The 14201-nt window shown below is 74.6% G+C and carries 4 protein-coding genes; 1 reads left to right on the top strand and 3 read right to left on the bottom strand.

Annotated elements, in window-relative coordinates; all coding sequences use genetic code 11:
* Positions 1 to 48 precede the first annotated feature (48 nt).
* The gene (locus Psi01_RS14425; RefSeq protein ID WP_204064510.1) at positions 49 to 1326 is read right to left on the bottom strand and encodes an alpha/beta hydrolase family protein; all 1278 of its coding nucleotides are present in this window, start codon (positions 1324 to 1326) and stop codon (positions 49 to 51) included.
* 87 nt (positions 1327 to 1413) lie between these two features.
* On the opposite strand from Psi01_RS14425, the gene Psi01_RS14420 reads away from it, so the two are divergent.
* Positions 1414 to 1944, top strand: a complete 531-nt coding sequence (locus Psi01_RS14420; RefSeq protein WP_204064509.1) for a helix-turn-helix domain-containing protein — start codon at positions 1414 to 1416, stop codon at positions 1942 to 1944.
* Here Psi01_RS14420 and Psi01_RS14415 read toward each other — a convergent pair.
* Together Psi01_RS14415 and Psi01_RS14410 are read right to left on the bottom strand one after the other, a co-directional pair.
* Positions 1925 to 7540, bottom strand: coding sequence for a non-ribosomal peptide synthetase/MFS transporter (locus Psi01_RS14415; protein ID WP_204064508.1), 5616 nt, complete (start codon positions 7538 to 7540; stop codon positions 1925 to 1927). The two genes, Psi01_RS14420 and Psi01_RS14415, sit on opposite strands and share 20 nt — an antisense overlap.
* A 142-nt stretch (positions 7541 to 7682) precedes the next feature.
* The gene (locus Psi01_RS14410) at positions 7683 to 14189 is read right to left on the bottom strand and encodes a non-ribosomal peptide synthetase (RefSeq protein ID WP_204064507.1); all 6507 of its coding nucleotides are present in this window, start codon (positions 14187 to 14189) and stop codon (positions 7683 to 7685) included.
* Positions 14190 to 14201: the final 12 nt, after the last annotated feature.

Here is a 14201-nt window from a genome sequence, read left to right as displayed (position 1 = left end):
GGGCGGCGGGCGGGGATGCCGTACGCCGCCCGCCGCGCCGTACCGCCCTCAGGCCTGACGACCGGGGAGCCGGTCGGTGATCCAGCCGGTCACCGTGGCGATGACCTCGGGGTCGGTGGGCCTGCGGATCTGCTGCTTGTAGGTGCTCAGGCCGCCGGCGCCCGCCTCGCGGCGGAGCAGGTGGGTCAGGTCGGGCACCCGGACGGTCGTGACGTCGCCGCCCGCCGTGGCGGCGACGACGTCGAGGTCGGCGGGGTCGGCCTGGACGTCCTTGGCGCCGGTGAGCGCCAGGATCGGCACGCGCGTCCCGCGCAGCGACGGCTTGGGGTCGAAGGCGATGAACTCGCGGTGCCAGCGCGCGTTCGACTTGCGTCCCTGGACCCGGGCGACGTCGGTCGTGCTCGCCTTGAAGGTGGCGATGGCCTCGTCCTGCTTCTTGAACAGGTCGGTGCGGAGCAGGCGCAGCATCGCCCGGACCGGCGCGGGCAGGTCCCCGGCGATCTGGCGCGCCTGCCAGCGCAGGGTCTCCTCGCCGGTCTTCGCCATGCCGGCCAGCAGCACGACCCCGGCCAGATCCGCCTCCCCGGCGGCCAGGGCGGTGGCGATGACGGCCCCCTCGCTGTGGCCCAGGACGAACACCGCCGCCGGGTCGATCTCCTCGCGCCCGCGGACCCAGGCCACTGCGGCCCGGGCGTCGGCGATGTTGTCGCTCAGGCCCGCGGCCAGGAAGTCGCCCTGCGACTCCCCGACGCCGCGCTTGTCGTAGCGGAAGGAGGCCACGCCCGCCTCGGCCAGGGCGTGCGCGAAGTCGCGGCTGACCCCCAGGGGCATGCGCTTGTGGTCGGCGTCGCGGTCCAGCGGGCCCGAGCCCGTCATGATGACCACCACCGGGTGCGGCCCCGGACCGGCGGGCAGGGCCAGCGTGCCACCGAGGACCAGGTCGCCGGAGCGGAAGGTGACGCGCTCCTCGGCGACCGGCGCGGGCAGCCCGGCCCACTGGCGGATGCGCCCGGCTAGCTCCGGCGCGTTCTCGTCGCTGACCAGCAGCTCGTCGTAGCCGGTCCCGCTCAGGCTCACCCGTACGGCGGGCACGCCCCGGTGGGCGGCCACGAACGTCCGGTGGCCGGGCCTGCGCCAGGTTCCGATCTTGGTCCGGCCCGGCAGGGCCAGGCCGGGGGCGCGCAGGCCGCCGGCGCCCGCCACCGCGTCCTCCACGACGGCGACCCGGCGGACCGCGGCGCGCGGCACGCGGATGTCGCCGTGCAGACCCGCCACCTTCTCGCCCTGGCTGAGCGCCAGCACCAGCTCGCCACCGGTCATCGTCATCGTCGCCATCGTGCTTCCTTTCCGCTTTCGTCTGGTCATGAGTATTCTCATCTTTGAGATTGATGTCAAATGTGAGAATATTGGTTCATGAAGACGACAGCTGATCTACTGCTCCACCCGGTACGGCTGCGCATCGTCCAGGCACTGCTGGGAGATCGTCATATGACCACGACGGCCCTGGCGGCCGAGCTCTCCGACGTCTCCACCGCCACGCTCTACCGGCACGTCGGCACGCTGGCGGACGCCGGGGTCCTGGAGGTGGTGGACGAGCAGAAGGTGCGCGGCGCGGTGGAGCGCACCTACGCGCTGCGCATGTCCGCGGCCCAGGTCACCGCGGAGGATCTGGCCGCGATGTCCCCCCAGGACCACCGGCAGGCGTTCACGGCGTTCGTGGCGGGACTGCTGTCGGACTTCGACCGCTACACCGAACGGGGGGACATCGACCTGGGCCGCGACGGCGTCGGCTACCGCCAGGCCGCGCTGTGGCTGTCCGACGAGGAGATGGCCGAGTTCGTGACGGACCTGCGCGAGGTGTTCGCCGCCAGGGCGGGCAACGGGCCCGGCGACGGACGGGTGCGCAGGCTCGTCACGACCGTTCTCATGCCTTCAGTGCCTTAGCCGCCGCCGGGACCTGCGGGACCTGCGGCTCGTCGTCGTCGCCGTCGCGCCGGAGCGCCTGGAGTCCCACCAGGTCGTCGGGGGCGGCGTCGGCGATCTCGTCGTCGAAGCGGGACAGCGGCCCGCCGCGCAGGCAGACGATGGCCAGGACCGCGATGGCCAGGCTCGCCAGCAGGTACATCAGGGCGATGCCGCGTCCCGGGCCGACGCCGATGATCTCGCCGACGGATCCCGCCAGCAGCCCGTCCGGGGTGAGCAGCGGGTCCAGCAGGGCGGCGGCGGCCGGTCCCACCACGGCGAAGCCGAACGGCATCGTCGACCAGGCGATCAGGGTGTTCAGCGCGAAGACCCGGCCGTGGAAGCGCTGCGGGACCTTGACCTGGACGATCGTGGCGTAGATGCCGTTGAGCAGGGAGACCCACAGCCCCAGCCCGAACGCGCCCGCCGAGATCATCACGAGGTCGGGCCGCAGGCCGATCAGCGTGCCGGAGACGGCCAGTGCCAGGGTGCACAGCAGCACGCCGTACATCCTGCGGTGACGCGGCCCGCCCCACACGGTCATCGACAGGCCGCCGAGGAAGACGCCCAGGCCCGAGAAGAACGCGACGGTGCCGACCTCGTCGAGGGTGGCGAAGGAGAGCACCAGCGGGGACGTCATCAGGAACAGCGGGGACAGGAAGATGTTCAGGATGGCGAAGAACACCAGCATGGACCGGAAGCCCCGGTTCCCCCAGGAGTAGCGGAACCCCTCGACCATCTCGGCCATGACCGACTCGCGCCGCTTCCATGCCATCGTGGAGGGGAAGCGCACGCACAGGATGACGGTCACCGCGAAGACGTAGCTCAGCACGTCGATGATGAGGATGCCCTCCAGGCCGATGGTGGCCATCAGCCCGACCGCGATGATCGGCACGATGAGCTGCGAGGTGCCGTTGACCATCTGGGTGATGCCGTTGGCGTGGCCGAGATAGCGCTTGGGCACCAGCTGTGGAATGGCCGAGCCGTAGGCCAGGCGCTGGAAGGTCAGGGCTATGGACAGGCAGACGATCAGCGGATAGAGATGCCAGGTCTGCAGGTTGCCCGTCCACAGCAGCAGTCCGAGCACCAGCTGCGTGCCTCCGGCGCACAGGTCGCCCACGAGCATGATCCGGCGCCGTTCGGACCGGTCGACGATCACTCCGGCGAGCGGCGCGACCAGCATGCCCGGCACGATGGCGAGTACGGAGAACAGGGCGAAGCGGACCAGCGATCCGGTGGTGAGATAGATCCAGATCGGGATCGCGAACTCGGTCAGGGCCGAGCCGGTGATGGAGATCAGCTGCCCGGAGGCGACCATTGCGAAGCGCCGCATGCTGGGCTGCGGGCCGGTCGGCACGACCGCCGAGGTGGAGTGCGAGACCGCGTGCAGCCACCAGGTCGCGGAGCCGTCCGCCGGCGCTCCGGACCGGGACTCCGCGCGTGTGCGCGGTACGGCGGGTTCCGGCGCGCCGCGTGTGTCCGATCCCGCGGAAGTGCCCGATCCCGCGGAATCCGCAGCGGCGGGGTCCGGGGGTTCCGGGTCGGCGCGCATGGACACGTGGATGCCGGTGACGATCTCGGCGAGTTCCGCGGCCCGGTACTTCAGGAAGAAGTGCCCCGCCTCCTCCAGCACCACCACGGCCGAGTCGTCGGTCAGGAAATGCCACTCGCGGAAGCGTTCCTGGTAGTAGTCGGTGGCCGGATCCCGCTCGCCCGCCACCGTGATGATGGGCGCCCGAAGCCGCTGCGCCGAGCTCTCGAACAGTTCGGTGAAGTACTGCTCGGCGGCCTCGGAGTCGCGCCGCATGTTACGGATGATCAGCCGGGCCCGGTCCGGGTCGAGGTCGCTCATGTCGACGCCCATCGAGGTCAGCCAGTTGGCGTACCCCTGGTCGCCGCGGAGCGACTCCATCCGGGCCAGCCGGGCCAGGCGTGACATCGCCCCGCCCCGGGGCCGGGCGAAGGGGAAGATCGCCCCGATGTAGACGGCCTCCAGCTGCCTGCCCTCGGCCTCCAGCCGCCGGGCGATCTCCACGATCAGCGCGGAGCCGACCCCGCAGTGGCCGTACAGCGCGATCGGCCCCTGGACCTTCTCCTGGATCTCGGCGACGCACCTGGCGGCCAGCTCGTCGAAGGGCAGCCGCTCCTCGTCCAGGCCCACGTCGTGCCCGGGGATGGCGACCGACCACAGCCCGTACCCGGCCGGCAGCGCGTCGGCGAGCGGCTGGTAGACCACCGCGCTGCCGCCGCCGTACGGCACGCACACGTAGCTCAGCTCGGTGGCGCGCGAGCGGGTCAGCTCGTGCAGCAGGCCGCGCGGCTCCCGGCTGTCGGCGGGGGTGTCGACCAGCGCGGCCAGCTCCCGCACGGTCCGGTGCTTGAAGACGTCCATCACCGAGACCCCGCCGCCCACGGCCGTGCGCAGCCGGGCCACGACCTGCGTGGCCAGCAGCGAGTGCCCGCCCAGGTCGAAGAAGTCGTCGTCGGCCCCGATGGTCTCGATGCCGAGGACCTCCGACCAGACGGCGGCGATCGTCTGCTCGGTCGGGGTGGACGGCTCGGCGAAGACGGCGCCCTCCTCGCGGGAGAACACCGGCTCGGGCAGCGCCGCGCGGTCGAGCTTGCCGTTGGGAGTCAGGGGCAGGGCGGGCAGCGTGACGAAGGAGGAGGGGACCATGTAGTCGGGGAGCCGCCGCTTCAGCTCGGCGCGGTGGTCGGGCGCCGGCCCGTCGGGATCCTGCTCCTCGACCAGGTAGGCGACCAGCCGCCGGTCCCCGGGGCGGTCCTCGCGGACGATCACGGCCGCGTCCGCGACCCCGGGCCGGGCGCGCAGCGCCACCTCGATCTCGCCCAGCTCGATGCGCAGGCCGCGCAGCTTGACCTGGTTGTCGATGCGGCCCAGGAACTCGATCGTCCCGTCGGGGCGCCAGCGGGCCAGGTCACCGGTCCGGTAGAGCCGTCCCCCGTTCCCGGCGAACGGGTCGGGCACGAACCGCTCGGCGGTCAGCGCCGGGCGCCGCACATAGCCGTGCGCCACCTGCACGCCGCCGATGTACAGCTCGCCGGGCACCCCGACGGGGACCGGGCGCATGCCCGCGTCCAGCACGTACAGGGTGGTGTTGGCCACCGGGCCGCCGATCGGCACCCGGGCCAGCCCGGACAGCGCCTCGGGCGCGCAGTGCCAGGCGGACACGTCCACGGCCGCCTCGGTGGGGCCGTAGAGGTTGTGCAGCTCGGCGGGGAGCGTCTCGACGCAGCGGCGGGCCAGGTCGACGGGGAGCTCCTCGCCCGAGCAGACGACCGTGCGCAGCGTGCCGCAGTCCGCCACACCCTCCTCGGCCAGGAACACCGCGAGCATGGAGGGCACGAAGTGCAGCGTGGTGACGCCCTCGGCGGTGATCAGGTCCCGCAGGTAGGCCGCGTCCTTGTGCCCGCCGGGCCGGGCCAGCACCAGCCGGGCGCCGGTGAGCAGCGGCCAGAAGAACTCCCAGACCGACACGTCGAACCCGGCCGGGGTCTTCTGCAGCACCACGTCCCGCGCGGTCAGGCCGAAGCGCTCCTGCATCCACTCCAGCCGGTTGACGATGCCGCGGTGCCCGTTGGCCACGCCCTTGGGCCGGCCGGTGGAGCCGGAGGTGTAGATCACGTAGGCGGTGTCGTCCGGACCCGCGCCCGGCCCCGCGGGTACGGCGGCCGGCCAGGCGTCCGGGTCGTCCAGCGGCAGCACCGGGCAGCCGGCCGGCCCGCCGGAGTCGCGCAGGGCCCGCAGGGCGTCCGGGCCCGCGGGGCCGTCCCCCGGGAGCGCGGAGTCCTCCGCCGGAGTGAGGGTGAGGACCGCCGACAGCCCGGCGTCCCCGGCCATGAAGGCCAGCCGGTCCGCGGGGTACTCCGGGTCGAGCGGGACGTACGCGGCGCCCGCCTTCAGCACCCCCAGCAGCGCGGCGACCAGCTCGAAGGACCGCTCGGCGCAGACGCCGACCAGGCTCCCCGGCCCGGCGCCCAGCCCGCGCAGGGCTCCGGCCACCCGCTCGGCGCGCGCGTCCAGCTCCGCGTAGGACAGGGTCGCGCCCTCGAACGTGACGGCCGGAGCGTCCGGGGTCCTGGCCGCCTGCGCCTCGAAGAGCGCGTGCAGGGTCGTCTCGCCCTGCGACGGCACGGCGGTGGCGTTCCACTCGGTCAGGATGAGCCGCCGCTCCTCCTCGCCGAGCACCTCCAGATCGGACGTCCGCAGGGACGGGTCGGCGGCCACCCGCTCCAGCAGGGCCGTCAGGTGCGCGGTCAGGCGCTCGACGGTGGCCGCCTCGAACAGGTCGGTGTTGTAGACGAACAGGCCCGCCAGCCCCTCGGCGTCCTCGCTGAGATAGAGCTCCAGGTCGAACCGGGTGGCCCAGGTCCCCAGCGGGAAGCCCTCCAGACCGGGGCCGTCGCCGTCACCGCTCTCGCCCGTGTAGTTCTGCATGGCGAGGATCACCTGGAACAGCGGCGAGCGCGACACGTCCCGGGCGACGTTGAGGTCGGCGACCACCCGCTCGAACGGGGTCTCCTGGTGGGCGTAGGCCTCCAGCGCCAGGTCCCGGACCCGCGCCAGCAGCTCCAGGAAGGTCGGGTCCCCCGACAGGTCCACCCGCATCGTCAGCATGTTGACGAAGCAGCCGACCAGTCCCTCCAGCTCGGCCAGGGGACGGCCGCCCACCGGGGACCCGATCGCCACGTCGTCCTGGCCGGAGTGGCGGCCGAGCAGGGCGGCGAAGGCCGCCAGCAGCGTCATGTACGGCGTCGCCCCGTGCTCGTGCCCGATCGCGGTCAGCCGATCGGCGGTCGCGGCGTCCACGCGGAAGGCGTGCGCGGCCCCGCCGTAGGTCTGCTCGGGCGGCCGGGGATGGTCGGCGGGCAGGGCGAGCGGCTCCACCCCCGCCAGGCGCCGCCGCCAGAAGTCCAGGTCATCCCGTTCCTGTTCCCGGCCGCGCTGCCAGAGCGCGTAGTCGCCGTAGCCCACCGGCGGCGGGGGCAGTTCCCGGCCGTCGTGCAGCGCGAACAGCTCGCGCAGCAGGACGGAGGTGGACCACCCGTCGGCGGCGATGTGGTGGATCGCCAGGGCCAGCACGTGGTCCTCGGGCGCCAGCCGTACCAGCAGGGCCCTGATCACCGGCCCCTCGGCGAGGTCGAACGGCACGGCCAGGAAGTCCGCCACCGCCGCCCGCGCCTGCGGCTCTCCGGCCGCCTCCACCACGGTGAACGGCGCGGTCGCGGCCGACGGCGGCACGACGACCACCCGGGGGCGGCCCTCGTCGTCGGCCGGGTACCGCATGCGCAGGGCCTCGTGCCGGGCCACGACCTCGGCGAAGGCCCGCTCCAGCGCGCCGGGGTCCAGCGGGCCGCGCACCCGGCGGGAGACCGGGATGACGTAGGCGGTCTCACCGGGCGTGTACTGGTCGAGGAACCACAGCCGCTCCTGGGCGGAGGACAGCGGCGGCACCTCGCCCTCCGGGCGCGGGGTGATCGCGGGCCCGGTCTTCCTGCGCCGCAGCCGCTGGGCGACCAGGGCCTTCCTGGCGTCGGCGGTGGCGGACTCGGTCATCGGCGGACCTCCGGAGTGGCGGACTCGGTCATCGGCGGGTTCTTCACGGGAGACGGGCTCTTCACGGACGGCGGGTTCTTCACGGACGGCGGGACGATCACTCGACGGTCTCCCCGGCGGGCAGCGGCGGGCGGTGCGGCGGTCACCGGACGGCTTCTCCGGCGGCGAGCCGGGCGGTGACCTCGTCGTCGGAGAGCTCGTCGACCTCGGCCGCGATGAGCTCCTCGACGGCCTCGGCCAGCTCGGCGACGGTGCGCCTGACGAAGAGGGTCTTCAGCGGGACCTGGACCTCGACCGCCGTGCGCAGCCGCGCCGTCACCCGGGTCGCGAGCAGCGAGTGCCCGCCCAGGGCGAAGAAGTCGTCGAAGGCGCCGATCCGGTCCCGGCCGAGGACCTCCGACCACACCTCGGCGACCAGCTCCTCGGCGTCCGAGCGGGGGGCGACGTAGACGGTGGCCCGGGCCTCGGGCCGGGGCAGCGCGGCCCGGTCCACCTTGCCGTTCACCGTCATCGGCAGGGCCGCCACCGTCGTCCAGAACGTCGGGACCATGTACGGCGGCAGCGAGGCGGCCAGGTGGCGGCGCAGCTCCGCCTCGTCCACCGGGGGCGCCTGGGACACTTGGGACGCCGGGGACGCCGCGCCCGCACCGGCCTCCGGGCCGGGGGAGGGGACGACGTAGGCCGCCAGGGTCTCGCCGTGCGCCAGCACCGCCGCCTGCGCGACCCGGGGATGCCCGGTGAGCAGCGCCTCGATCTCGCCCGGCTCGACCCGGAAGCCGCGCACCTTCACCTGGTCGTCCATCCGGCCCAGGAACTCCAGCTGACCGTCCGCCCGCCACCGGGCCCGGTCGCCGGTCCGGTAGAGCCGCGATCCGGGCGGGCCCCACGGGTCGGGGACGAACCGCTCGGCGGTCAGCGCCGGACGGCCCAGGTAACCGCGGGCCACGCCGTCACCGCCCACGCACAGCTCTCCCGCCGCGCCGCGCGGCACCGGCTCCCCGTGGGAGTCGAGCAGACGTACCGAGGTCGCCGAGATCGGGCGGCCGATGGGCGGGCGCTCCTCGCCGGTCGCCTCGGCGGCCGTCGCGATGATCGTCGCCTCGGTCGGCCCGTAGGTGTTGACCAGCCGGACCCGGTCGCCGAAGTGCTCCCGCCAGCGGCGTACGGCCGAGCCGTACAGCTGCTCGCCGCCCAGGATGACCAGGCGGAGCGTGTCGGGCCAGGTCACCTCGTCGATCACCTCCACCAGCCGGTGCCAGTAGGCGGTCGGCAGGTCCAGGACCGTGACCCGCCGTCCCTCGGGCGTGGCCAGGAAGTCGGGCAGCGTCTCCGGCCCGCCCGGCAGCAGGACGAGAGTGGCCCCGGCGGACAGGGTGGGATGGATCTCCTCGGCGTGCGCGTCGAAGCCCAGGGAGGCGAACTGCACCACCCTGTCCCCGGGCCGCAGGCCGTACTCCCGGACCATCCAGCGCACCCGCGCGGCCAGGCTCCGATGCTCGACCACGACGCCCTTCGGCACGCCGGTCGAGCCCGAGGTGTAGATGAGATAGGCGGCGTCCCCCGGCTGCGTGGCCCGCTCACCCGGCTGCGCGACTCGCCCGCCGGACTGCGTGGCCCGCTCGCCCGGCTCGGGGACCCCGTCGTCCCCGGACCCGCGGGCGCCGACGGCAGGTTCGAAGACGGCAGGTTCGAAGACGGCAGGTTCGAAGACGGCGGGTCCGACGACTCCGGCGGGTCCGACGACCTCGACGGCCTCGGTCTCGTCCGACCCGGTGACGAGGGCGACCGCCCGGCTGTCGGCGAGCAGGTGGGCCCGGCGGGCGTCGGGCGTGGCGGGATCGACGGGCAGGTAGGCGGCACCCGCCCGCCAGGCGGCGAGGATCGCCACCAGCGTGCCGATCGACCGCTCGGCGCGCACCGCGACGACCGTGCCGGGACCGGCACCGGTCTCCCGCAGGCGGTCCGCCAGCCGGGTGACGCGCCGGTCGAGTTCGGCGTAGGTCAGCTCCCGCCCGCCGCGCTCCACCGCGACGGCGCCGGGCGCGGAGGCGGCGATCAGGGCGGGCACCAGGTCCGTGCGGTCGTCGGCGGGACCCTGCGCGAGTCCGGTGAGCGCCTCCCGGTCGGCCTCCGCGCTCAGCGGGAGCAGGGAGACCGGGCGCTCGGGGTGGGCCGCAACGCCGCGGAGCAGCGACTGCAGGCCGCTCGCGAACCCCGCCACGGTGCCGGGGTCGAACAGCGCGGCGTCATAGCCCAGCACCATGGACAGCCCGTCGGCCTCCCGCCACGCCTCGAAGGCGAGGTCCAGCTTCGCCTGCGCGTACCCGGTGTCGAAGAGCCCGGCCCGGACGTCGCCGAAGTCGGCGGGGCGCCCGCCCTGGTTGTGCAGCACGGCCATGGTCTCGAACAGCGGCGTGCGGGTCAGGTCCCGCTGCACGCCGAGCTCGGTGGCCAGCCGCTCCAGCGGGACCTCCTGGTGCGTCAAGGCGTCCAGCACGTCGCGCCGGGTACGGCCCAGCAGCTCGGTGAAGGCCGGATCCCCCGACAGGTCGCCGCGGAGCACGAGCATGGTGGTGAAGCAGCCGACGATCGGCTCGAACTCCGGCCGGTCGCGCCCGGCGTACGGCGAGCCGACCAGCAGGTCGTCCTGGCCGGTGTGCCGGGCCAGCAGCACCTGGTAGGCGGCCAGCAGCACCATGAACAGGGTCGCCCCCCGCTCCCGGCCGATCTCCTCCAGCCGGGAGACCACCTCCTCCGGGAGCCGGAACGGGTGGAAGGCTCCCCGCCGCGCCTGCCCGCGCGGCCGGTCGGTCGGCAGGTCGAGCACGGGCGGGCGGGCCAGCCGCTCCCGCCAGTGGGCCAGCGCCGCGCTCTCGTCGCGCCCGCGCTGCCACAGGGCGACGTCGCCGTACTGCAGCGGCAGCGGGGGCAGGGCGGGCAGCCCGGCCACGCGCGCGCTGTAGAGGCGGGCCAGATCGTCCAGCAGCACGTTGAGCGACCATCCGTCCCCGATGATGTGGTGGAAGACCACGCACAGCACGTGCTCGGCCGGGCCCAGCCGCAGCAGTCCCGCGCGCACCGGCGGCGCGGCCGCCAGGTCGAAGGGGGCGTTGGTCCACTCGGCGACGATCCGGCGGGCCGCCGCCTCCGTCTCCTCGGGCGTCCCGCCCGGTACGTCCAGGTGGGTGAGCACCGTGGCGGCGGCGGGTTCGACGACCGCCAGCGGCTGGCCGTCCCGGTCGGGGAAGCGGGTCCGCAGGCTCTCGTGCCGCTCCACCAGGGCGGTGAACGCCTCACCCAGCGCGGCCGGATCGAGCGGCCCGCTCAGCCGGCGCACCAGGAACATGGTGTAGGAGGCGTCGTCGGGGTCGAGCCGGTGCAGGAACCACAGCCGTTCCTGGGCCCGGGACAGCGGTGGGGCCGTCCCGGCCGGGCGCGGGACCGGCGGGGAGGCGAGCCGGCCGCCGGAGTCACCGGGGTCGCCGGAGGCGGCGCGGCCGGTGAGGTCGTCGAGGGCGGCGGCCAGCCCGGCGACGGTCGGGTTGCCGAACAGCACGGGGATCGGGACCTCCACGCCCAGCTCGGCCTCCAGCGCCGCGATCACCTTCACCGCCAGCAGCGAGTGCCCGCCCAGCGTGAAGAAGTCGTCGTCGGCCCCCACCTCCCGGGCGCCGAGCACCTGGGAGAACAGGCCGGCCACCCGCAGCTGCGAGGCGCCGGTCGGCGGCCCGCCCCGCCCCCCGGCCGGGAGCGCCGGATCCGGCAGCGCGTCCCGGTCCACCTTCCCGTTCGGCGTCAGCGGCAGCGCGGACAGCCAGGTGAAGGTCGAGGGCACCATCACGGCGGGCAGCAGCCCGGCGGCGTACTCCCGCGGGTCGACGCCGTGCGGATCGATGCTCTGCAGGTCGACGCCGTGCGGGTCGACATTCTGCGAGCCGGTGCCGGACGGATCGGCCGTACCGGCGGACACGAGGTAGGCGGCCAGGCGGTCGTCCCGGACGACGACGGCGGCCTGGGCGACCCCGGGGCAGGACTCCAGCACGGCCTCGATCTCGCCGGGCTCGATGCGGTGGCCGCGCAGCTTGACCTGCCGGTCGGCGCGGCCGAGGAACTCCAGCGTCCCGTCGGGCCGCAGCCGCACCCGGTCCCCGGTGCGGTAGAGCCGCGAGCCGGGCGGGCCCCACGGGTCGGGGACGAAGCGCTCGGCGGTCAGCGCGGGGCGGCCGAGATAGCCGCGGGCGAGGCCCGCGCCGCCGATCACGAGCTCGCCCGGGACCCCGATCGGGGCCTGCCGGTCGTCGGGGTCCAGCACGTACACCTGCGTGTTGGCGATCGGCCGGCCGATCAGCACCTCGCGGGGGTCCCGCGGGACCTCCCACGCCGTCGACCAGATCGTGGTCTCGGTCGGGCCGTACATGTTGACCAGGCGCCGCACCCGGGGCCGCAGCTCGGCGGCGAGCGAGAGCGGCAGGGCCTCGCCGCCGACCAGGCCGACCACGTCCGCGGTCCCGGCGTCGCCGGCCAGCAGCATCCGCCATCCGGACGGCGTCGCCTGGATGTGGGTGACGCCGCCGGCCCCGACCAGCCGGGCGAGCGCCGCCCCGTCCCGCGCGGTCCGGGCGTCCGCCACGACCAGGCTCCCGCCGTGGACCAGCGGCAGGTACAGCTCCAGGGCGGAGATGTCGAACGACAGCGAGGTCAGCCAGAGCCACACGTCCCGGGGGGAGGGATCCAGCAGGGCGGCCATGCCCGCCAGGAAGTTGCTCAGCGCGCCGTGGGTGACCACCACCCCCTTGGGACGGCCGGTCGAACCCGAGGTGTAGATCACGTAGGCCGGGTCGGCCGCCTGCGGCCCGTCGTGCGACGCGGCGGACGGGGACGCCGGGCCGCCCGGCGCGGCCGGGTCCCGGGCGTCGAGCGGGACGACGGTCACCGAGGCCGGGAGCCGCTCCCGGGACTCCTCGTCGGCCAGCACGATCGCCGTGCCCGAGTCGGCCAGCATGTGCTCGATCCTGGCCGCCGGGTAGTCCGGGTCCACCGGCACGTAGGCGGCGCCGGTGGCCAGCACGCCCAGCAGTCCCGCCACCGTCAGGTCCGACCGCCCGGCGCAGACCGCGACCAGCGAGCCGGGGCCCGCCCCGGCCGCGCGCAGCCGTACCGCGACCTCCTCCATCCGCGCGCCCAGCTCGGCGTAGGTGACGCGGCGCGCGCCGCAGACCACCGCGGGGGCGGCGGGGGTGGCGCGGATCCGGCGGCGTACCAGGTCCACGACGGTTTCGGGACCGACCTCGGCGGCGGTGGCGTTGCCCGCGGCCAGCAGGGCGCGCTCCGGCTCCGGCAGCACCTCCAGCTCGGACAGGCGCAGGTGCGGGCCGTCGGCGACGGACCGCAGGAGGGTGAGGAAGCGGTCGGCGAAGCGGCGCACGGTCGCCGCCTCGAACAGGTCGGTGCTGTACATGAAGGTGGCGAGGATCCCGTCGGGCCGCTGCCACATGTCGAGGGTGAGGTCGACCTTGGCGCGGGCCCACCCGTGCGGGAACGCCGCGGACGGCATGCCCGCGAACGTGTCGGCCTCGTCGTATCCGGCGGCGTTGGAGTGCAGCGTGACCACCGTCTGGAACAGCGGCGTGCGGCTGAGGTCCCGGCCCACGTCCAGCGTGGCCAGCAACCGCTCGAACGGCACCTCCTGCCTGCTCATCGCCTCCAGGAGAGTGCGGCGGGTGCGGCGCAGCAGCTCGGTGAACGGGGGGTCGCCCGACAGGTCGCCGCGCAGCACGAGGGTGTTGGTGAACAGCCCGACGAGCGGCTCCAGCTCGGGACGGTCGCGCCCGGCCGCCGGGGAGCCGATCACCAGGTCGCGCTGCCCGGTCAACCGGCCCAGCAGCGCCTGGTAGGCGGTCAGCAGCACGGTGAACGGCGTGCACCGCTGCGTCCTGGCCAGGTCGGTCAGGGCCGCGGCCAGCGGGGCGGGGACGGTGAAGACGACCTCCGAGCCCCGGCTGTCACGCTCCGCGGGACGCGACAGGTCGGTCGGCAGGTCGAGCACGGGCGCCCCGGCCAGGCGGCGCGCCCAGTACGCCAGATCCCCGTCCGCGTCACGGTCCCCGTCCCCGTCGCCCCCGTACGGCCCGCCCGGCTCCGGCGCGGCGGGCGGGACCGGCAGCGGGGGCAGGTCGGGGGCCCGGCCGTCGCGGCGGGCCGCGTAGCACGCGCCCAGCTCCGCCAGGAGGATGTTGAGCGACCAGCCGTCGGCGACGATGTGGTGCAGCACCAGGCACAGGACGTGGTCACCGGTGCCGAGCCCGATCAGCGTGGCGCGGATCGGCGGCCCGGCGGCGAGGTCGAAGGGGGCGTTGGTCCGCTCGGCGACCGCGTGCAGGGCCTCCTCCTCGGAGAGCTCCAGCAGCTCCACGGGCACCGCCGACGGCGGCTCGACGAGCCCGTACGGCTTGCCCTCCCGCTCGGGGAAGCGCGTGCGCAGCGCCTCGTGCCGCGCCTGGAGATCGCCCAGCGCCAGCGCGAGGACACCGCCGTCCACCGGCCCGGTGACACGGTGGACGATGTTGACGTTGTAGCCGGGGTCGGCGGGGTCGTAGCGGTGCAGGAACCAGAGGCGTTCCTGCGCGGGAGAGAGGGAGAATTCCTTCATCGAGCACCCTGA

The sequence above is a fragment of the Paraplanobispora siamensis genome, from assembly GCF_016863175.1.
Taxonomy (GTDB): domain Bacteria; phylum Actinomycetota; class Actinomycetes; order Streptosporangiales; family Streptosporangiaceae; genus Planobispora; species Planobispora siamensis.
The sequence above is the reverse complement of the archived record's forward strand: the minus strand, read 5'-3'. Positions and strand labels throughout refer to the sequence as shown.